The organism is Paracoccus haeundaensis (assembly GCF_006239215.1).
In the GTDB taxonomy this organism is placed as follows: Bacteria; Pseudomonadota; Alphaproteobacteria; order Rhodobacterales; family Rhodobacteraceae; genus Paracoccus; species Paracoccus marcusii.
Genome location: NZ_VDDC01000033.1, coordinates 1 through 20,253 on the forward strand (window position 1 = coordinate 1; position 20,253 = coordinate 20,253).

Here is a 20,253-nt window from a genome sequence, read left to right on the forward strand (position 1 = left end):
GCCGCGGCCAGCGGGGATTTGCCAGAGATCGTGGTGAGTTGCATGGCCAGCCATCGCTCCAGGTCGTCAAAGACCGGGGCCGCATGGGCGCGTCGCAATTCGGCGCGGCGTTCAGGTGGCGACCCTTTGGCCTGTTTCTCGACGGCATAGAGTTGAGCTATCCGGCCGATGGCCTCTTCTGCAATCGGGGAGCCTTGCGACCTGTGGATGTCGACGAACTTGCGCCGGACATGGGCCATGCAGGCGACCTCGCGGATGGCGCCGGAGCGGTAGAGATCCTCGAATCCGGCATAGCCGTCGGCATGCATCCAGCCGCGGAAGCGGGCGAGGTGATCCTTGGGGTGCTGGCCTTTCCGATCTCCCGAGAACCGATACCAAGCCGCCGGTGGCGCGGTTCCTGCCCACGGCCGTTCGTCGCGGGCATAGGTCCAGAGGCGTGCCGTCTGGGTCTTGCCGGTGCCGGGGGCGAGCATTCGCACCGGCGTGTCATCGGCGAAGATCGCTTCGGCCGACAGGACGTGGCGGCCAATGGCGTCAGCCAAGGGCTCCAGCAAGGCCGTGCTCTTGCCGACCCAGTCTGCCAGCGTGGAGCGATCCAGATCGAGCCCCTCACGGTCGAAGATCTGGCTTTGGCGGTAGAGCGGCAAGTGGTCGGCATACTTGCTGACCAAGACATGGGAGAGGAGGCCCGGCCCCGGGCGACCGCGCTCGATCGGGCGCGAGGGCAGCGGGGCTTGCACGAAGCGTTCGCAGCACGAGCAGGTCAGCCGAGGGCGGACGATCCGGTTCACGATGAAGCGCCCGGGGACGTATTCCAGCTCTTCCGTCACATCTTCCCCGATCCGGCGCAGGCAGCCGCCGCAATCGGCACAGGCATCGGAGCTAGGGGTCAGTTCCACTTCCATCCGCGAGATGTGGTCCGGGATCGGACGACGCTTGGGTTTGTCCTTCTCCTCGATGTCGGGCAGCTTCATCCGCGCCGTCATAGCAGCGGCAGCGATCTCGCTGGTCTCGAGGGCAAGCTGAAGCTGTTCCACCGTCTCGGACGATGCCCCGAACCGATGGGCGCGGTGACCGGCCAGTTGATGGCGAAGCTTCTCGATCAGGATCGCCTGCGACTTCACCTCGGCCAGAAGCCGCGCAGTGAAGCTGCGCAGCTCCTCGGGGTCTTCCGGCAGGGTGAAGGCTTGATCGAGCATACACGCAGTTTATCCCACTGTATTCCTTGTGGGAATCATTGATTGCACGACTGGCTGACTATCCCGCGGCAAGGGGTCGCCACGTCCGTTCCGGGGTCCGCCAGTCGATCCCCTCCAGGAGCATCGACAACTGCGCCGGCGTCAGTGCCACCTTGCCCTCCTTGGCCGCGGGCCAGACGAACCGGCCCCGTTCCAGCCGCTTCATGAACATGCAGGCCCCCTGGCCATCCCACCAGATCACCTTGACCAAGTCGCCGCGACGGCCGCGGAAGACGAACAGATGCCCGGCAAACGGGTCCTGCTTCAGCACAGCCTCGGCCTGCGCGGCCAGTGCCGCAAAGCCCTTGCGCATGTCCGTCACCCCGGCCGCCAGCCAGACCCGCGTGCTGACTGGCACCGGGATCATGCTGTCAGCCCCCGGATCAGCCGCGCCAGCGCCTCAGGATCGTAGCTGCCGGTGATGCGCATCCGATGACCGCCCGCAAGCTCGACTTCGATCAGTTCCTGTGGACGTGTCGGCTCGCTGGTCACAACCAGATCATCCTTCCTGACATGGTCTATGATCTCCACGGGCAGGAAGGCAGGGGTAGCCGCCACTGTCGTTGTCTCAGGGGCATAACGCGGATCGCGCAGCCACTTGAACACCATGTTGGCGTTCGCCGCATAACGGCGCGCCACCTGCGCAACCGAAACGCCCGGAGCCGTCGTCTGCAGGCAGATCGACCGCTTCTCTTCGTCCGTCCAAAGCCGCTTTGTCCGACGCGCCACGCTCGCACCATAGTGTCCACCATCTATAGCGGACACTATCTCCCACGCTCACCACGCGGCAGGGCAGTCAGACCGGACGCTTACAGGGTTTCAGGGGGTATGCGAGAATCACTTTATGCCCTTTGCAGGCTTCGGCAGCATTGCGGCTAAGCCATCACGTCTATGTGTGAGTGAAGCGCACCGGCCCTTTGCGGACGCTCGACCGTCTCTGAGCTAGTGCTCATGCAGACCACATCTCAATGGCTGGTAGGTGAAATCAGGCGCTTGGAAGCTGAAGACAGCTTAGCAGGCCAGTAAAAGGTTGTGATCCTAGAGACTTGAAGCTCGTTTCTTTCTTCAGGTGTTGGTAGAATCCACCACTTATCGTTGGGTCCTAGTGGTTCACCTCAAGTCATCTTGTATGTTCTGACGCCTGCCTTTTCCAGCAAGCCGTATAGCGCAGCGATCGTGCTTCGTGCTCCTCTGCGACCGCAATAGGTAAAGATAACCCGTTGCTTCGCGCGTGTGAAAGCGACGAAGAACCCTGCCGTGGCCTCGAGCTGGTCATTGGCAAAGCTCCACCACGCGCCGTCGTCCAGACCGATGAAGATGACGCTGTGGTATTCAAGCCCTTTGCTCTTATGGATTGTCATTAAAGGTATTGCGTGGACGCCTTCATAGGCGTCGAGCGCCGTTGACCAGTCGCCGCCGCTGACTGACGACGCGTATAAATGCACGGCAGCGGCATCCAGCACTTTTTCCAGCCAGCCTCCCTGACCATAAGCGGGGTGAACTGCAATCAACCGATCTCGACCCACGAATGATAAGATGTCGTCAATGATCGCTCGTGCCGCCGCGTTCGATTTTGGCGGGGTAGGATGCGATTTCGATAGATTAATTGCATAAGCATCCAGTTCGCGGGCAAGTCTAGACTGCGCCGCTTCGTCATCCGGCGTGATGCCTTGCAAGGCCGCAAGCGCCTCTTGGGATTCCGTCCAATACCGACCAGCGCGGTTGGTCATAGCAAGGCGCAAAATGGCAATTGCCAGCTCAGACGCTTCTTCCGCCAGCAACTCTTGTAGCATGACCGCCCCCACTGTTCCTGCTTCGTTGCGCAGGGGAATGCCGGCCGCATTGAAGGCTGGTTCAAGGACGACCGCATAGTCGGACGCCTTCTGCCGAACCAACAAAACGAAATCCCGCGGGCCGAGGTTGTGTTTCCTCATCTCAGCGGCAACGAATGCAGCCAAGTAAGCCGCCTCGACCTCCGGCGAGGAGAAATCCCAGATTGCGCAACTGTCTCCGGCGATTGTGCCCGTGGTCTGCGAGACTGGTGCTACGGCGCGAGTGTCCAGAGCCTGTGCAAGGACATGCTGGATGCGCACGAGTTCTGGCGAAGAACGATAGTTGTTATAAAGCGGTGTTCGCTTGCCGGCGAAATCGACGTCAAAGGCAGCGAAGGGGTCGTCCATCGCCATTGCCCAACGCATGATCTGCTGCTTGTTGTCGCCAACGGCAGTTAAAGTCGTATCTGTGCCATGAAAGATCGTGCGAACCAGATCGTATTGAACCTGTGTCGTATCCTGGAACTCATCCATAAACAGATGCGAGTAGGTCAGGCGAAGCGCGTCGCGCGCCATCGGATTGACGCGCAACAGGAGTTCAGCAAGGCGACCGATCATAGGGAATGACAGGACGCTTTTTTTCCCCTCATGGAGTGACCTTTGCCATAGCCGCTCCGCCGCCCACTCGCCGACTGTCGGATATGACCAGCCGCCCAACGGTAGCGGGGTTCCGACCAGATGACGCCGCTCAAAGGTCTTCACTGCGATGCCTTGGAGGTCAGCGTAGGTGCCCACAGATGACGGAGGTGTGCCAGCCTGCTGATACAAGAAATCGCGATAATCCCGGTCGTTGGGAAATATAATCTCGTAGTCGGGACGTGGCCGCCAGCGATCAGGAAGCGCCTGTCCAAATCGGTCGATCAATCCTTTGGCAAAGGCGTCGAACGTCATGGAGTCAAAGCGCCCGGCGTGATTGCGATGGCAGCGCTGACGAACGCGCGAAGCGAGGTTCGTTGCAGCGTCACGCTTAACGCTGATCGCGAGAATCCGCCTTGCCGGCGGCGCTTCGCCTGTCTGGAGGAGATAGGCAGCGCGCTGCGCCAGCAGTTCGGTTTTGCCCGCACCGGGGCCCGCGATAACGGATCGGTTGTCCGTCGAACGCACGACCTTAAGCGCATTCGCTTCGAGTGCGTTTACCCCCACGGGCCTCCAATCCTCCGGCCGAACCCGTCGCAAAAGCACTGCCATAGCTAATCCCGCCGCAACGACTTGGAGATATGCCGGAGAACCTCAGCTAGAACCGGAGGCATGTTCTCTGCTAGATCCTTTTTCTTGATGTGGGTCAGAGCCGCGAGATGCGTTGCAGGCTTACTGTTGGTGAGGAAGTGATAACGGTAAGCAGGCAGAAGCGCCGGATAGTCTTTGAACGGACCAGTGTAGATAGTGGTTCCTGGCCCCGCCGTCCCGAGCACGGCCTCGGCCGCCTTATCGACCGTCATTTTTGGCCCTCCCCCCTTGAGGATGATCGCCTTGTATGCATCAGGGAATGCTTCGAGCATGGCAAGATCGAGATCGAGCGGTGTTGAGAAATAGACGCCATACCGCTTGAGGCAATTGACCCATCCATTCAGAACCTTGCAATCTTCCTCGTCCTGCCAAGTGTGCATCTTCGCAAATCTCTCGTCAGACAACGTACCGCCCTCGATCTTCAGAAGTGCAGCTTTCGGAGCGCCAAACTCGATGAGCTTTTCGATCGCTGTCTTGACCCGGCCAAAGCCGCCACCTTCGCGACCCAAATCGAGATCCAGAAGGGTAGCGTGCGGAATACCCAGATGTTTTAGCAACCGCCAGAAGTGCTGCACATGCCGCCCGCCCAGGGGGACGATCGCGACAAAGGCGGGGTCAATCAGGAGATCGAGCGCCTCAGCAAGGCGAGGCAGAACAATCCGTTCGGAATCGCCTTCCACCAGTAGCACGAACCGAGCAAAATAGAGTTCAGGATAGGCCAGCATCGCGCCGCGGACGAACTTCGCCGTCTCGTCAGTGCCTGTCGGCATCTTGATCTTTTTAACCGTCGAAACGCGCGTCTTCGGATCATAGCGGCAATAACGGACCTCAAGCGGATCGACGCGGCTCAGAACCGCCGGCGAATGACTTGTAACGATGGCCTGGGCGCCATCTAAGTCCGTCAAGGAGCGGACCTGGCGAATGATCCGTGCGAGGAAGTAGGGCGAAAGATGATTCTCTGGCTCTTCTAGCGCGAACAGCGTAAGCGCGGGAATCCGTAGGGTGTCATCACAGAAGCCCTCGACCGTTCCGGCGACAACTTGGCGCTCCAGATCGAAAACGGCCGCGGCTAACGCAAAATAGAACAGCGATTGCTGGCCATCGCTCAAGGCATCGAGGCCGCGCTCCTGACCGTCCGGTCCTTGCTCAAAGATCACGGCGATCTTGTTGACCACCTCTTCAAACCGGCGGCTGACCAGGCTGAGGCGTGGCTTCGTATCGACAACTTCGTCGTGAAGGCCCGACCAGCGCGTTTGCAGGGCTTTGCCGATCGTGGCGATGGCCGTTTCCTTCTCGAACGCAGTCGCCAGATTCTCAGAAGCCTCCTCCACTGCCTCCTCGGTTTCTGATGACCATTCGATAGCCCGGAGCAGACGAGCGGCCAGCGCACCTGTGGTCGCCTTGATTTGGGCAGCCGCGTCCCTACTCGCGGGTGTATAATAGAGCTGAATCAAACCACGATCCGCTGCCGAGACCGGGTGGCACTTGTCTTCGGCCGGGTCGTCGTCGAGGGTATCGACCCAAAACAAATCTTGGGAAACTTCGCCCTCGATGGTTCCGTCATCCTCCCATCGAGCTTCGAGACGTAGGCGACAGACCGGATCATCACCTACTTTCGCAATCTGCATGTGTCGAAACGACGGCGCTATCGTTTCCGGGGTCGCTGTGCCGTCGGCCAGCTCTGGCAATCCGATCAGCACGTCAATGAACAAACCCTTCGGTTCACGGTCTTCGGGATCGTCATCTGCCCCAAGGTGGAAATCAGATCGCTGAACAGTGCGCTGCGAACGGGACACGCCAAACAGCTTCGAAAGGGCATGAAGCAGGGCCGTCTTGCCTGCCGCGTTCGGGCCAACGACAGCCATGATCTCGGTTGCGATCGGCACGGTTATAGGGGTGGGGCCGAAGCAGCGGAAGCCGGATAGGGTTACGGATTCGATACGCACGGGCTTCCTTCCATCAGGACTTAGTGGGAGCGAGTTTGTTCCCTCGCTCAAGATGGCGAGATATCGCCGAACAGCTAACATTTATCCCGTTTGAGCCTAGCGAGTTCAGCGTCGGCATCGACGAAACATTGAACGTCCGCTTTCCGCCCTTCTTAACGGAACAGGCGCCAGCCGTGCGATGCTTGCGACTAGGCCGTGTTGACAAAAGGGATTCACAGGGCGCGCTGATCGTGATTCAAGCTGGTATCTGTGATGGAGACCAGCTTGGCACGAGATTTGATGTCGGACGAAGAATGGGCTTTTCACTAGCGCTTCATTATGGCCGTCCGAGCGCCGAACGGGCGCAAACCTACCGACCATCGGCTGGTTCTTGATGGGATTTTCTGGAGTGAAGCATGAGCCGCCACTGGTTCAAGGCCATGCCGAACCCGGACAGGCTCGCCGTGGCGTGACTTGCCGGCAGAGTTCGGGAAGTGGTCCAGCGTCTACCGCCAGTTCCGACGCTGGACCTTGGCAGGTTTGTGGGAGCAGATCCTGGAGGCCCTGAACGAAAGCCGGATTGTGCCGGATACACTCCAGATGATCGACAGCACAGTGGTCCGCGCCCATCATCAGGCAGCGGGCGCAAAAGGGGGACTCCGAGACAGGGTCTTGGCCGCTCAAGAGGTGGCTTTACGACCAAGATCCATCTTCGCGTCAATGGCGCAGGCCTGCCCATGAGGTCGGACATCACACCGGGTCAAACATCGAATTATCGGGGCTTTGACTTGGTCATGGACGATAATCTGCCCACGCCTGCTGTGCTGATCGCAGATCGAGGCTATGACTCCGACAAGGTTCGCAAAACGATGGAAGCGCGCAACGTCGTCCCGGTGATCCCAATGCGCAAGTCCCGCAGGTTGCGCGTCGTCGTGGATCGGGCCCTCTACCGCCTGCGCAATCTCGTCGAGCGGTGCTTCAACAAGCTCAAGAATGCCCGCCGCGTTGCCACCCGCTATGACAAGACCGCCGAAAGCTACCTTGGCTTCGTTGACATCACATCGATCCGCCTGTGGATCCGCCATTTGTCAACATGACCTAGCTGGTGCAGCCTGAGGTTGATTGATTCACGGTCGAAAGCTAACGAAGGACTCTTATTGCGCGAAATCTTCTCTAATGGCCACGGTTGGAAGGTTTGTCGTGGAGCCGCAAATGGAGGGCAAAGGTCATGAACTTCGAGACATTGAAAGCTCGGGCACTCGGTCTGGATGGGCGACTTGTTGAAGATGAGCTGTATCGCATTGTGTGGGAGGAGATCGAACGCGGAGAAATGGATAAAGCCGCCAAGGCCCGAGCAACTGCGGAGGCGGGAAGCGACGAGGGACAACTGCGGGGTGCATACATCCGTTATCGCGTCAGGCGTCTTAAGGACGAGCTGGAACTCTATGCCCGTGAAAACAGAATGGGTCCGACGAAAGCCGCGGTCGCAGCACCTATGGCGAAAGCATCAAAACAGACATGCTCGCTCTGCGGTGAAAAGCTCGGATTTTTTAACAAGACGAGCACATCGATGTGCAAAAGTTGCCACACGAATGTGACGACGATAAACAGGCGTTAGGTCAACATTGGCGGTGATCGAAGGTATCGGAGCCCTCCCAGTTAATATCGACCTTGTCGCAGCGGGCCCACCGCAATGTCTTTCTGCTGATCGTGCTGCGACAGACATATTCAATAAGTGAAACTGTATGCACGTAAAGGTTGCGCGCTCCGATCGGGCCGTGACAATGATATTGAGGTGCGGCGGGAGGTTTGGCATGCGAATGATAGTTCTGGCTGCGGTGCTGAGCGCTTCGCCTGCCTGGGCCCAGGAACTGCGGTCGATCGATGAGACGATGCAGGGCATAAACGACGATCTGCACGTCTCGGCATACACCTCCGTGCGTTGTGCGGGGTTGTTCGATGGCATTCTGGCCTACGGAGGCCAGAATTTGCCTGCGGAACTGGTCGAGCAGTATCGGAACGCATCGACGACGCTGGTCATCGGCACAACAATTATCCGGGCGTATCAGACTCATGACCGCGGACTGCCCGCAAAGGACTTCGAGGTAGAGTTCCGAAACTCGGATGCTGAAGCGGTTCGCTTCCGCGACATCTACAGCAGTCGGCTGCAGAACAACTACGATATTACTGGCCAGATGCTTGAAAGCGACACGCTGGCGAAGGCTGACCTTGCTCTTTGCGGTGAAATCGTCCCTCGGATCGAAAGGATCGTCGCACGGGAAATGGGGCAGGCTGCCGAGTGAGCGGCTTGGCGTAGCGATCAAAAGGGGCCGGGCAGCAGATCGCAAGTGTCCTGGAGGGCGATGATCTCCTCCCGTGTCAGCTTGGTCCCGCATAGCGGACCATTGAAGCCTACAGGTTAAGGCATTTAGGCGCAGGAAGCTGCCCGATGGAAGCGCGGCAGAGCATCCGCAGCTCGCCTTGGAAGCGACTAATCGCGCGCCCCGCAACGATCGCACTTACCTGCCGCCCACCCAAACTGCATCCTAGAGTTCCTTAGAGACACTACTTGAATGTCAGAAAAAGATAGTATATTTTCTGACATATGAAAGCCCCGGCTGTATCTGTTCGTGATCGAGTGATGAGGCGTGTTCGCGCAAGCGGACGCGGCAGCGTCTTCACGCCCAGTGATTTCCTAGCCGTCGCCGCCCGCTCATCCATCGACCAGGCTCTCTCCCGGCTAGTAAAGGGAGGCCAGCTTCGTCGTCTCGCGCGCGGGCTATACGACTTCCCCAAGATGCATCCGAAGCTCGGAGCACTCTCGCCAGCTCCCGATGACGTCGCCCATGCGCTTGCCCGGGAGACTGGCTCTCAGGTTCAAATTGCTGGTGCACGGGCAGCGAATGCGCTTGGTCTATCCACTCAGGTTCCGGCCCAAAGCACTTACCTGACCAATGGTCCGTCGCGGCGCGTTGTGCTGGGCAAGCGTGTCGTCGATCTTCGCCACGCCTCGCCCAAGCATCTCGTTGCGCCAGGAAGCGCAGCCGGCACTGTCGTTCAGGCCCTTCGCCATGTCGGCCCCGTGCGCGCGGCCGACGTCGCGCGCGTCGCTGCGCGGCAGCTGTCGGCCAACGACAAAAAGACGCTGGCTTCGAGTGCCGTTCAAGCACCCGCCTGGATGCGGCCGACGCTTGTCACGATCGCCAACGCAGCGACGGCCGATATCGGTGGATAAGGTCGCGCTGCTTCCCGCGGAAGACCGCGCTGCTCTTTTCGGGGAGACCAGCGCCGTCCGAGGCGTCGCCGACACGATCATCGAAAAGGACTTCTGGGTCTGCTGGAGTCTCAGGCGCTTGTTCGGCCTGCGCAAAGGAACGACGGCGTCTCTCGTCTTTAAGGGTGGTACATCGCTCTCCAAGGCATTCGGCGCGATACGCCGTTTCTCCGAGGATATCGATTTGTCGTTCGATCGTGCGGAACTAGGTTACAAGGGCGATCGCGATCCCGAGAAGGAGGGGATCAGCAAGAAGCAGGCAGCCCGGCTTATTAACGACCTGGTCAGCGACGTTGAGCGGCACATTGCCAAGAAACTTCTCCCGGCGCTTCGCGCCGCGATCGTCGAACAGCTGGGCGAGCCAGCCAACGGCGAGTGGTCGCTGGAGATCGACCCCGGCGACGCTCAGACCGTCAACTTCCATTACCCGACGGCGTTTCCCACTTCTGAATATAAGGGCATGGCCTACATCACCCCGCGCGTAAAACTCGAACTTGGCGCGCGCGGCGATCCCTGGCCGACCGAAGAGAAGGTCATCCGCCCATACGCGGCCGATGACTATCCCGAGTTCTTCGCAGAACCCGACACCAGCGTGACCGTACTGTCAGCGGGGCGCACATTCTGGGAAAAGGCGACTGCGCTCCATGCAGAGGCACATCGCCCTGCAGAATCTCCGACAGCACAATATTTCTCGCGGCATTACTACGACCTCGCCACGCTCTTCGACACCGACGAGGGAAAAGCCGCCGTCGCCGATCTTGATCTGCTGGCGCAAGTGGCACAGCACAAAACGATCTTCTTCCGTTCGGGCTGGGCCAGCTACGAAACGGCTCGGCCAGGCACACTTCGGCTGATGCCTGACGAAAAGCGGGTCAAAGACTTGCGAGCCGATTATCGGGCGATGGCGCCGATGATGTTTGACCAGACACCGCCGTCATTCGACGACATACTTAAGAAAATTGCCGAGCTTCAAGAAACGATCAACAGCTAACTCAAGGCTGCCCGTGTGGTGGGGGAGAATATCAGTTCGATTCGATCCATTGACATACGCCCCATTTATGACCTCGTTGACTTCGTCCGAGGCACCGGCTTCGTGCTGAGCTTAGCAGATGGAAGAGCAAAGCGCCGCCTGATGCACTGAAGGGCAAAGATTCCAGCTCATCCAGGATCGAAGATTAAACCCAGCTTAATGACTGATAGAAAACGATAAAATAACATAATTGCCACCTGTCAATTATTCACGAGACTTCAGGAACAGGTCGATCGCGGCGCGCAATGATTCGTCAGATAGGAATTCATCGAACTCCAATGTCACCTTCCCGTTCTTGCGCTGCATCGCGACGCCGCTTTCATGGATTATGCGCCGAGAAACGGAGGCGGACGGACGCTTGCGTTTTGGAGTGGCGACCGCGGCCTTTAGGCGGGCCAGGACCTGCGCGGCGGGAACTGGATCGCCCTTCCCTGCCCGTGCAACTTCCTGAGTCATGGCTAGCTCACCCGCGACATTCATCACCGCCTCGCGGGTTTTCGGGTTGGTCAGCAACGGCTTCAATATCCGCGCGTGAACCTCTTTCACGTCACGCAAAGATGCATACGAGGCGATGATCACGTCCGGGAGCTTCACCAGTTGAAGGTAGCGTGAGAGCCAGCCCTCGGAGACCTCCAGCCGTTCCGCCATAGCTTTTTGCCGACCGCCATAATATGCCTCCAACGCTCTCGCGTAGTCGCGAGCGCGTTCATAATCAGAAATATCCTCGCGGTCGCGGTTCTCTATGTCGGAGAGGCGGAAGGCTTCCTCGTCCGTCAGGTCGCGTACATCTACCAGATACCGGAATTGTGGGTAGTTGTTTGCACGCAGCCAACTGATAGCGAAGTGCCGACGTGCGCCACAGATGACCTCATACCCCTCGCCTGTCCGGCGGACGATAGCAGGAAATTCTTGCCGCCCCTGCGCCTTGATCGAGTTGATAAGGTCGGCGCAATTTTGGTCGTTTAACAGCGAATATTCGCGGTTGTGCCGTTCCCACATGACGCATTGCGCAGGATCTACCCAACGCAGCACCTTTTCCTCCCGTTCTCCGCTTTCGGATAGCGCATTTGAACGTTTCAAAAATCGCGCCCCTGCTTTTTCCTCGGGCACGGCTGTAGCCTCGAAGCTGTTCAGGATATCGTCTATGGCGTTGTGACGTTTGCTCATAGTAGTCCTTCCTTGCGAAGCGCCTTGTGATGGCTGGGCCAAGTCTTGCGAGTGAGAAGTTCCACCTCGCGCCCGACTGCATCCAAGTAGGCGCGACAGCGCTTGTGCGTTTCGGTTCTAGTTGCCGGTCCAGTCAATTCGTAAACCGTGGACAGGTTCGCAGTTGCGTTGTCTATCTCGGCGCTGTCCTTCAGCGTCGCTTGCAGCATATCCTGCGGGAACACCGCATCCATCATCCTTTTAATCGCAAGATGCGCAGATTTTTGATCGTTCATCTTCGAGGCAATAATTTTAACGAAATTATACTCGCGCGCGCCGCCATGTTCGGCCAGCTCCGATAAGGTCGACTCCATCATCTTCAGGAAGTGTGCTGTCGACGCGAAATCAATATTGTTTGGCGGTGCCGGTATCAGCAGTGCGTTCGCCGCCCGCAGAACCGAAAGCGACAACATGCCAAGCGCTGGTGGCGGGTCAAGCAGGATGATGTCGAACTGGTCAGCAATGCTTTCGACCCCATCCCTCAAGCGGTCGAGAATGAAAGTCGGCTCCCGCGCCATCCGGGCTGCAAACTCATACTCCGCGTCGTAAAGCCCAAGGTTTGCGGGAATGAGCGCAATCCCCGGCCAATAAGTCGCCCGCAGGGCATAGTGAAGCGACTTTGGCCCACCATGGCGCAGAAATGGATACAGTGTATCTTCTTCTTCATCGACGTCGATGTCTGGATTCATCCCGAACATCGCAGTGGTGGACGCTTGGCTGTCGCAATCTATCACGCATACACGATAGCCTTTTAGCGCGAAGAACTGTGACAAGTGACTGACGATAGTAGACTTTCCGACACCGCCTTTGAAGTTCTGAACCGCAAGGACCAACGCCGGATCATCGGATGCGCGATGCGGTAGCGTGCCGAATACGTCCCGCATTTGGTTGACCTGCCCCAATGTGTATCCTGTTCGGCGTTTCGTTTCGGGATCTTTGTCTGGTTCCTGCAAACGACCGTCACCCTCAGCGTCACGGATTGCCTTCTCGGTGCGCCCTACCATCTCCGCAGCCGTTCGGACGTTAAAGCGAAGATTGAGCTGTTTCTCATGACCTGGCGAGAAAACACGTTCCCGCAGGCGTTGGATAACAGTGCTTGCGCGGCTGGTGAGCTGTGTCAACTCTGTCAAACTTACGGATGGAAGAACGGATGTCATGGCGCCTCACGCTACTTTAAGCAGATCATGAGCTATTAGGACGGCACCGTAAAGTTCGGATATTCCGAGTTTGCAGCCAAAAAGCCGATAGTTGTGGTCATTGATGGCTTAGTTCGGATTTAAGGAGCCATTTAGGGGAGCGGGGCAACCAATCCGTAAGATTTGCATATGGGTCTTGGGAGTCTTCCAACCTCATAAGCATGAAAGTGAAACGTCTTAAGTTCAAATTCATAGATTCATATTGTTCATGCAAGGCTATATGTTTGTAAAGCAATGACTTTTATGTGCCCATCCTTACAGTTTGGGTGCCAATTCCTACGAATCGGGATGGCTGTTCTTACATATTGGGGCGGTATGTCATACGCATCGGGATGATTCGTATCCTTACCTTTTGGGCAGCCGCCAGTTTAGTCTCCTGTCCATAAAAAAGAGTTTTATTATCAATGTGTTGCAGTGCTGTGCTACGCTGCCCTCCAACGTAACCCTTACATTTCGGGTGCAATCCCTCCGGCTAAGCGAGAAACGGTTGAAATCTTACGTCTCTGACGATACAAAAGTAAGAGTTGGGGAGTAAGAAAATGGCCGAGAAATCCTATCGTACCGTCGAAGTCCGCCCAAATGCCGAAAGCATTATAAAGCCGGGCGAACTAGTCGATCTAGTCGAGGTCACTCCGCTTACCCTTAATGACCGCCGTATCTACAACCAACTCCTGGAAAACGCATGGGACGCTATCGATAAACCAGTCAGCCACGTCATCGCCAAGTCCGCCTTGCGCGGTTCTCATAACTCCAACGACCGTATCGGCGAGAGCATCGAGCGGCTTATGTCTGCAATCGTCAAAGTCGCCGTCACCTGGGATGGTGAATCCGCTATCGAACGCGTGCAACTCTTGGGTGGCAATGTTGAGGCAAACCGCGCCGACGGGCTGCTTGAGTACGAGATCCCCTCGCGTCTGCGACGTATCATCTCCAATTCCACCGTCTTTGCTCGTCTTCAGCGTGAGGTGATGTTCGCACTATCCTCCAAGTACGCGCTTACCCTTTATGAGATGGTTCAGAAGCGCGGGAACCTTCGCTGGCGCAGTTCCGAAAAATTTGCTCTTGAAGCGTTGCGTGGCGTACTTGGCGTGCCAAAAGGCAAACTGACTTCATGGTCGAACCTGAAGCTGCGTGCAATCGATCCGGCGGTCGCTGAGGTCAACGCGCTGTCCGATTTCATGGTTGCGATCGAACCTATTAAGACAGGGCGCAGCGTAACACATGTCGAACTTCGCTGGTGGCGCAAGGATGATGACGCAGCAGGGGCTGCTGACCTTGCGCTGCAATACTCCAAAGTTGGTCGCAAAGTGCGTGCCGAGGAGCGTGAGGGTCGGGTGCGACCAGCTTGGCTCGACACACGCGGGCAGGCCCTTCGTACTGACACCTATGAGACAGCACGAATGCGCCACCCAGGTTACGACATCTATTTCATCGAAGGCGAATGGCGTACATGGGCAAAGGGCAAACCTGAAGCCGCCAATCCCGACCGCGCCTTCCTGGCCTTTTTTCGCAAGTATGCCGAGGCTAATCCATTGTAGTTGCCAATTGGCAATTATCGGAAATAGGTATTATTTACAGCTACCTACTTGTAAGATGAGCGTTATTGCTGATCTTCAGCGAGCCTGCTGCGCAGTAGACAGGTGACTCGGGTATAACGCGCTTTCTCGCGCAACTAATCACGTGCCAGCACACCTCGTGGCCCCTTGCATCAGCGTGCAGGTGTTGAACGAGGCAATGGTAAATTGCCGTCGCAAGGCTGGACTTGACTGGGATGAAACGGCCAGTTTCCTAACAGGAGTCCGGGCGCTTTGTTCGGTCGAGGATGTGATCTTGCGCACGCATGAGGTCGGTCGCGCACTGGCTGAGCGTTATGGGTTTTCGCTGTATGACGCGATGATCGTTGCCGCGGCCCTCATCGCCGGCTGCACTACACTCTGGACTGAAGACATGCATGCGGGGCTGCTGGTCGAAGGACATCTGCGACTGGTTAACCCATTCGCTTGATCGTTTTCTCGGACAGCATCCCGAGCTTCTCAGCCTGTGCCAGCAGCATCTTAACGGACGAGGGTTGCCACGTTGTCCGACCGCGGGGGGTGCGCTCGCGCATCGCCTCCAAGCGATCGCAGATGGCCTGCAAGGTCATGTGGGGGTCCGCCCCCTTTATCGCAGCCACGATCGCCGGCAGACGGTCGTCACCAACGCGCCGTGCGGCACGCCCGAGGACCTGTTCGGGCAGGAATCCGCCCCGAACGTAGGCCCGCACAGCCCTCAGGAGCCGCGGCTGTGTCCATTGTCGGGTCTGGGGCTGGGATGCATTGATGATCCGCAGGATATCCTCCCAGGCCATGTGTGGGCGCAGTCTGCGCACATGGGGAACCCAGTCCGCTGCAGTGTGGGCAACGCGCTCCATGTAGCCGTCATGCCGCGCCAGGCGCACCTTGCGAAGCGCGTCAGGGTTTCGGGCACGCAGCCCTGGATTTCCGCCGATGCGGCCTTCGAGACGTGCGCTGGCCAGTCCCGCTTTCGTGCGCTCGCGGATCAGGGCCCGCTCGAACTCGGCTGCCGCCCCCAGCACCTGGAGCGTGAACTTGCCTTGGGGCGATGCCGTATCGATCGGATCCTCGATCGAGCGAAAGAACGCGCCCTTTGCTTCGAGCTGCTCGATGATTTCCAGCAGATGCGAGAGGGATCGAGCCAGTCGGTCGATCCGAACGACGACCAGCGTGTCTCCCTTACGGATACCGTCCAGGATGCTCGTCAGGACGGGGCGGGCGCGATTGCCTCCGGAGCCGTGCTCCTCGCGAATGACTGAGCAGCCCGCGGCCTTCAGAGCCTGGGCCTGTGGCAGCAGTGTCTGATCATCCGTAGAGACGCGGGCATAGCCAATCAGCGGCATATAGGGCCACCTTTCAAAATTTGAAGGTGCCAGTAAACGACCGTTTGTAAACGCGTGCAATACCAATATCTGCTGCAGCTGTACGGATGGCCAAATCCTTTGTGTTCAGCAGGGGACGGAATTTGGCGCCTCGGGGCGCCCTCTGAGCCGTATTCCAAGGCCCTTGCGATCTCGTCTGCCTAAGGGGCAGGATGACGAGGGTTTTGACCCATTTTGAAAAGTACTAGGCAACTGAAGAATACTGGAGATATGCTAAACTATTCGCGGCATAGTCATGGGTTATCAGATGGATGCCAGATCGCTGCTTTTGAGTGCCGAGACCCAGGCTGCGAGGGTTGAGGGCATCCTCCTGGCTGACCCCGCCCTGGCTGCACTGTGGCGGATGGAGACAAGCCTTCTGGAGGCTGCCGCCTCGGGCGGGCTTGAAGGTGAGCGCATCTCCACGCAGGCGATGGTGCTGTGTCTCACCAGCGGCACCGCGATGGACGAGGATGCCCGGGCGGTCGAGATGGCCCTGAAGGTCCTGACCGTCATCCGGCGGTCCGGGGATCCGTTCGGCGCGCCGGTCGCGGCCCTGCGCCGGATCGAAGCGGCCGCCGTGCCCATCGGTCAGACACGCGACGAGGGTGATCGTCTCGAGGATGCGGAGCTGCCCCTGGTCGTGGAGGCTGGTCGCGCCTGGTCCCACGTTCCGATCCTGGCAGGATGGCGCGCGGCGGCCAGCTATGCCTTCCGTTCCCGACGGAGCAGCCCGGTGGCCGAGCGGCTGGTCTTCATGGCCGTGGAGGGTGCCGCGCGTCATCTGCAGGGACTGTCTCCTGATCGAAGGGTCGACCGCGATGAGCTGGACGAGAGGGCAGGGGGCCTGCTGATGCCGGCGGCTGCCGTGTGGATCGTGCCGCCATCCGTGTCGCTGACCCGCACCGGCTTTCGGGTCTGGTCGCCGATGACTGGGCTGGCCTCGTTCCTGGAGGCCGCCACGCGGAGCCTCTCTCATGATCTCGGTCATCTGGGGACCCTGCGCCATGAGCTGGCGCGTCTCACGGCCATGGCGTCGTCTGCACACGGGCGGTCGCGCCTTGGCGACCTGATCGCCTATCTGAAGGCGCAGCCGGTGATCAGCTCGGCGATGGTCATGGATCATCTGGGCGTGACGCGCCGGACCGCCTTGTCGCTGATCGCCGAACTCGTCGATGCCGGCTGCCTCAGCAATCTCACCGCCCGCAGCACCTCGCGGTTCTGGGCGCTGCCGTCTCTCGCCGCGCGGATGGGACATGCGGGAGGGGCGGGGGCCGCTCGTCGCGGCGTGTGCGCCGGCCGCGAGGGACTACGCGCAAACTTGAAGCCAAGCGGTCAATCGGATCGACTACGGGAGGAACGTGACGAGGGCCAACTGGACCGGATCATGGCAGAGCTCGATAGCGCGATGTCGGGCGTGGATGATGTCGTGCGGCGGGCGGGGGGCCCAAGAACAAAGGTAGAGTAGGAGGGGTCGTTGCCATCGCCCCGGCATGGTGGAGCTGAGTAGGCTCATCTCTTGAGCAGCACTGATCTTCGTATCATCGAGATCCGCTCCTTACCGGAACCGTTGGGCATGCATTGCCATCAGCATTCCCGGCTGCTGTGTCATTTTGGCTGCATCAAAGTCGGCTGAAAAGTCGGCGCAAGATACTTCTTGATCGACTCTGGAATTGGTCCATGAGCTCCAAGCTGGAGCGCCCGTGTTTCGCTTCGTCTTTTGTTGGAGTTTTTCATGCCTGACACTGGTTCATCCCGTATCATTTCTCTCGACGCCCCCTCGGTTCTGGATCTGCGCAACGGACAGGTTGAGGCGATCTTTGCAGCCTCCGTTCAGGATCCCGACGGGGTGAGGCAGGTAACGATCTATTATGACCGACCTTTGGCGACGACACTGGGATCGTTCAGCCTCCAGATTATCCATGGTTACAGTGACGACTGGACAGACGGCAGTCACGATTACACGACGACGGTGCTGCCCCATAACATCGCCGGCCCGCTGAACATCACCCATGTCGTCGTCGAGGATAACCTGGGTAACCAGACGACTGTCACTGACCAAGCGCTGCGGGACCTTGGGGTTGATACCTCGATCACCGTGCGGAGCGTCGACCCGGATACAACGGCTCCGGTCCTCACGGAACTTGTGCTGCCGGACACGATCGACCTGCGGAACGGAAATGCAGTGGCTGAGTTTGCGGCTTCTGCAAACGATGCGAACGAGATCGGTGACGTCGTCATCTGGTTTGACCGCGACTTGAGCTACAGCTTCGGAACCGGGGGCAACCCCACGTTCTACGAATTCGGTCTGTCAGGCCTATACGGCTATGGAAGTGACGATTGGTCCGACGGTCGCTCGTCGCAGGAACTGCTGTTCTCCAGCACCAACACGACAGGCACGGTGGACATCGATCGGGTCGAGGTGACCGATGTCTATGGCAATAGCAGAACCTATACCAATGCCGAGCTGCGCAGCCTCGGGTTCGACACATCATTTGACTTGATCGGAGCCTCAGCTCCTGTACCCGTCACGTATGTCGCCGAGCTTCCTGACGTGATCACTATCCGTGAAGGTCAGTCCCTGAGCGTCCCTCTGCAATTTGTCGGCATGACCAGCCACTGGGTCAGCTATGAATATTCCGTATCAGCAGTGGGCGGAACGGCCTCTGCCTCAGATATCGGAGCGTCGTCAGGGAGTGGGTCACTCTCGGTTGCCTCGACCTCTCCCACCACGCGCTCGGTCGCTGTCCCGGTTTCAGCCATCAGGGACGACTTCGCTGAACCTACGGAAAATGCTTATCTCACCGTTCGCCTTTCCGGGAACATGACATTTGCCGACGGAGGAACACTCAGGGTCATCCAGATCAATATTCTGGATGATAACCGAACCACAGGCGGCACCGGAAACGACACCCTTTATGGAACATCAGCGGCAGAAGTTCTGACCGGCGGCCGTGGCAACGACCATTATCACCTGACGCCTGGCGACCGGGTGGTCGAACAGGCCGACGAGGGCAACGATACCGTCTCCGCCTCGTTCTCTCATCAACTGGCCGCCAACGTAGAGAACCTGATCCTGACGGGTAGCGCGAACGTCAACGGCATCGGGAACGGGCTCGCCAACAGCGTGACCGGGAATGCCGGCAACAACGTTCTCAATGGCGGACTGGGCGCCGATACTCTGATCGGAAACGCCGGCAATGACAGCCTCTTCGGTGGTGACGGCAACGACAGGCTCCTGGGCGGGTTCGGTTTTGACCGCCTGTTTGGAGGCACAGGGAACGACTTCGTGGACGGGGGCCTCGGCGCTGACACCCTAGACGGTGGGGCAGGCAACGATACCTTTCTCGGCGGCGATGGAAATGACAGGCTTCTGGGTGGTTTGGATGCCGACCGGCTGTTTGGAGGATCAGGCAACGACTTCCTGGACGGAGGCGTCGGCGGCGACCGGCTGGAGGGCGGTGCAGGCAATGACACGCTCGCGGGTGGCGCCGGCAACGATGCGCTCTTTGGTGGCTTGGGCAATGACAGGCTGGTCGGGGGCGCAGGCAAGGATCAGTTGGCCGGAGGCCTGGGCGCAGATCAGTTCGTGTTCACGAACCGGCTGGACTCTGGTGCAGGGGCTGCCGGACGGGATGTCATGACAGATTTCAATCGGGCTCAGGGAGACAAGATCGACCTGTCAGCAATCGATGCGAACCTGCGCCTGGCGGGCAACCAGGCGTTCGAGTTTGTGGGCACTGACGGCTTCTCGGGGTCTGCAGGCGAGTTGCGCTACCAGCAAGCCAACGGAACAACGCTGATCTTTGCCGATATGGATGGTGACCGAAGGGCTGACTTCTCGATCGAGCTGTCCCGGCAAGTCATCCTGGGTGAGAATGACTTCCTGCTCTGAGCGTAATCCTCCTCCGCGCGTAAGGCGCGGAGGAGCCATGGCCGAAAGATAGCAGAAGTCAAAGCGTCCGCGCAAACACCGCGAGATTTCCTGCTGGTCCAGATACCGTACCACAGGCATATGGATGCGCCGTCGTGGTAACCGAATGTGCGGAACAGGTTCCAAACTACCTCAGATAAAGTCGAAGACCCCGTTCAAGAGAACTGAATCACCACCACCTAAGTTCAGGAGCGTTCCTTCACGGACCTCTGTGGCGCTGTAACTTCTTCCGCCGAGGTCCAGGGCATCCCGGCTGCTCTCGAACCCATAGACGACATCCGCATCGTCGCCTGACCGAAACATCAGGACGTCTCGAGCGCCGTCACCCCTGTTTCCGTCACCGATCCATATACGGTCATTGCCATTGCCGCCCTGAACCGTGTCACGCCCCATGGATCCATCCAGCGTATCACGACCGCTGCTGCCCACCAGACGGTCGTGACCCCACCTTGTATTGAAGTTGATGCCGTTTCCCGA

General features: G+C 58.7%; 15 protein-coding genes and 4 pseudogenes. 9 read left to right on the forward strand and 10 right to left on the reverse strand.

Annotated features, from left to right (window positions below):
* The 5 genes from tnpC to FHD67_RS15670 form a co-directional block, all read right to left on the reverse strand.
* Window positions 1-1,199, reverse strand: a 1,199-nt coding sequence (gene tnpC / locus FHD67_RS15650; protein ID WP_139599248.1) for an IS66 family transposase, incomplete at its 3' end; no start/stop codon positions are given.
* 58 nt (window positions 1,200-1,257) lie between these two features.
* A complete protein-coding gene (gene tnpB / locus FHD67_RS15655; protein WP_045983780.1) occupies window positions 1,258-1,605 on the reverse strand; it encodes an IS66 family insertion sequence element accessory protein TnpB in 348 nt (115 codons plus the stop codon).
* A complete protein-coding gene (gene tnpA / locus FHD67_RS15660) occupies window positions 1,602-1,967 on the reverse strand; it encodes an IS66-like element accessory protein TnpA (RefSeq protein WP_246071320.1) in 366 nt (121 codons plus the stop codon). The genes tnpB and tnpA overlap by 4 nt, the downstream gene beginning before the upstream one ends.
* Before the next feature lie 386 nt (window positions 1,968-2,353).
* Complete coding sequence (locus FHD67_RS15665; protein ID WP_139599250.1) at window positions 2,354-4,258, reverse strand: UvrD-helicase domain-containing protein; 1,905 nt, start codon at window positions 4,256-4,258, stop codon at window positions 2,354-2,356.
* Between the two features lie 2 nt (window positions 4,259-4,260).
* The gene (locus tag FHD67_RS15670; RefSeq protein WP_139599251.1) at window positions 4,261-6,243 is read right to left on the reverse strand and encodes an ATP-dependent nuclease; all 1,983 of its coding nucleotides are present in this window, start codon (window positions 6,241-6,243) and stop codon (window positions 4,261-4,263) included.
* Window positions 6,244-6,561: 318 nt separating this feature from the next.
* Here FHD67_RS15670 and FHD67_RS15675 point away from each other — a divergent pair.
* From FHD67_RS15675 to FHD67_RS15695, 5 genes and pseudogenes are all read left to right on the forward strand, one after another.
* Window positions 6,562-7,319: pseudogene (locus tag FHD67_RS15675) on the forward strand (IS5 family transposase).
* A gap of 131 nt (window positions 7,320-7,450) precedes the next feature.
* Window positions 7,451-7,840: a hypothetical protein gene (locus FHD67_RS15680; RefSeq protein WP_139599252.1), complete on the forward strand. Its 390-nt coding sequence runs from the start codon at window positions 7,451-7,453 to the stop codon at window positions 7,838-7,840.
* A gap of 202 nt (window positions 7,841-8,042) precedes the next feature.
* Complete coding sequence (locus tag FHD67_RS15685; protein ID WP_139599253.1) at window positions 8,043-8,525, forward strand: hypothetical protein; 483 nt, start codon at window positions 8,043-8,045, stop codon at window positions 8,523-8,525.
* A 338-nt stretch (window positions 8,526-8,863) separates the two neighbouring features.
* Complete coding sequence (locus FHD67_RS15690; protein WP_042252487.1) at window positions 8,864-9,457, forward strand: DUF6088 family protein; 594 nt, start codon at window positions 8,864-8,866, stop codon at window positions 9,455-9,457.
* Window positions 9,450-10,487 (forward strand): nucleotidyl transferase AbiEii/AbiGii toxin family protein, encoded by a 1,038-nt coding sequence (locus FHD67_RS15695; RefSeq protein ID WP_139599254.1) that lies wholly within the window; start codon window positions 9,450-9,452, stop codon window positions 10,485-10,487. The genes FHD67_RS15690 and FHD67_RS15695 overlap by 8 nt, the downstream gene beginning before the upstream one ends.
* A 94-nt stretch (window positions 10,488-10,581) precedes the next feature.
* Here the strand turns inward: FHD67_RS15695 and FHD67_RS21220 are convergent.
* The 3 genes and pseudogenes from FHD67_RS21220 to FHD67_RS15710 all read right to left on the reverse strand — a co-directional run.
* Window positions 10,582-10,665, reverse strand: a pseudogene (locus FHD67_RS21220) (ATP-binding protein); the annotation flags it as partial.
* A gap of 65 nt (window positions 10,666-10,730) precedes the next feature.
* On the reverse strand, window positions 10,731-11,693 hold the full coding sequence (locus tag FHD67_RS15705) for a ParB/RepB/Spo0J family partition protein (RefSeq protein WP_139599255.1): 963 nt from the start codon (window positions 11,691-11,693) through the stop codon (window positions 10,731-10,733).
* On the reverse strand, window positions 11,690-12,889 hold the full coding sequence (locus FHD67_RS15710) for an AAA family ATPase (RefSeq protein WP_139599256.1): 1,200 nt from the start codon (window positions 12,887-12,889) through the stop codon (window positions 11,690-11,692). Before FHD67_RS15710 ends, FHD67_RS15705 begins: the two co-directional genes overlap by 4 nt.
* Window positions 12,890-13,467: 578 nt before the next feature.
* Here FHD67_RS15710 and FHD67_RS15715 point away from each other — a divergent pair.
* Window positions 13,468-14,466 carry a replication initiation protein gene (locus tag FHD67_RS15715; RefSeq protein ID WP_139599257.1) on the forward strand — a complete coding sequence of 333 codons (999 nt, stop codon included), beginning with the start codon at window positions 13,468-13,470 and terminating at the stop codon, window positions 14,464-14,466.
* Window positions 14,467-14,629: 163 nt separating this feature from the next.
* A pseudogene (locus tag FHD67_RS15720) lies at window positions 14,630-14,932 on the forward strand (PIN domain-containing protein); the annotation flags it as partial.
* Here the strand turns inward: FHD67_RS15720 and FHD67_RS15725 are convergent.
* Window positions 14,916-15,824, reverse strand: coding sequence for a recombinase family protein (locus tag FHD67_RS15725; RefSeq protein WP_139599258.1), 909 nt, complete (start codon window positions 15,822-15,824; stop codon window positions 14,916-14,918). The pseudogene FHD67_RS15720 and the gene FHD67_RS15725 overlap by 17 nt on opposite strands.
* Window positions 15,825-16,110: 286 nt before the next feature.
* Between FHD67_RS15725 and FHD67_RS15730 the strand changes: the two genes are divergently transcribed.
* On the forward strand, window positions 16,111-17,310 hold the full coding sequence (locus FHD67_RS15730) for a helix-turn-helix domain-containing protein (RefSeq protein ID WP_176695158.1): 1,200 nt from the start codon (window positions 16,111-16,113) through the stop codon (window positions 17,308-17,310).
* Window positions 17,311-17,577: 267 nt separating this feature from the next.
* Window positions 17,578-19,737, forward strand: a complete 2,160-nt coding sequence (locus FHD67_RS15735; RefSeq protein ID WP_176695159.1) for a calcium-binding protein — start codon at window positions 17,578-17,580, stop codon at window positions 19,735-19,737.
* Window positions 19,738-19,908: 171 nt separating this feature from the next.
* Here the strand turns inward: FHD67_RS15735 and FHD67_RS20525 are convergent.
* Window positions 19,909-20,253 (reverse strand): annotated as a pseudogene (locus FHD67_RS20525) (hypothetical protein); the annotation flags it as partial.

Bases quoted from the DNA above. Each gene is read 5' to 3' on its own strand.
- FHD67_RS15715 (WP_139599257.1), top strand. From the start codon at position 13,468: ATGGCCGAGAAATCCTATCGTACCGTCGAAGTCCGCCCAAATGCCGAA.
- FHD67_RS15680 (WP_139599252.1), top strand. From the start codon at position 7,451: ATGAACTTCGAGACATTGAAAGCTCGGGCACTCGGTCTGGATGGGCGA.
- tnpB (WP_045983780.1), bottom strand. From the start codon at position 1,605: ATGATCCCGGTGCCAGTCAGCACGCGGGTCTGGCTGGCGGCCGGGGTG.
- FHD67_RS15735 (WP_176695159.1), top strand. From the start codon at position 17,578: ATGCCTGACACTGGTTCATCCCGTATCATTTCTCTCGACGCCCCCTCG.
- FHD67_RS15730 (WP_176695158.1), top strand. From the start codon at position 16,111: ATGGATGCCAGATCGCTGCTTTTGAGTGCCGAGACCCAGGCTGCGAGG.
- FHD67_RS15725 (WP_139599258.1), bottom strand. From the start codon at position 15,824: ATGCCGCTGATTGGCTATGCCCGCGTCTCTACGGATGATCAGACACTG.
- FHD67_RS15710 (WP_139599256.1), bottom strand. From the start codon at position 12,889: ATGACATCCGTTCTTCCATCCGTAAGTTTGACAGAGTTGACACAGCTC.
- FHD67_RS15705 (WP_139599255.1), bottom strand. From the start codon at position 11,693: ATGAGCAAACGTCACAACGCCATAGACGATATCCTGAACAGCTTCGAG.
- FHD67_RS15665 (WP_139599250.1), bottom strand. From the start codon at position 4,258: ATGGCAGTGCTTTTGCGACGGGTTCGGCCGGAGGATTGGAGGCCCGTG.
- FHD67_RS15685 (WP_139599253.1), top strand. From the start codon at position 8,043: ATGATAGTTCTGGCTGCGGTGCTGAGCGCTTCGCCTGCCTGGGCCCAG.
- FHD67_RS15690 (WP_042252487.1), top strand. From the start codon at position 8,864: ATGAGGCGTGTTCGCGCAAGCGGACGCGGCAGCGTCTTCACGCCCAGT.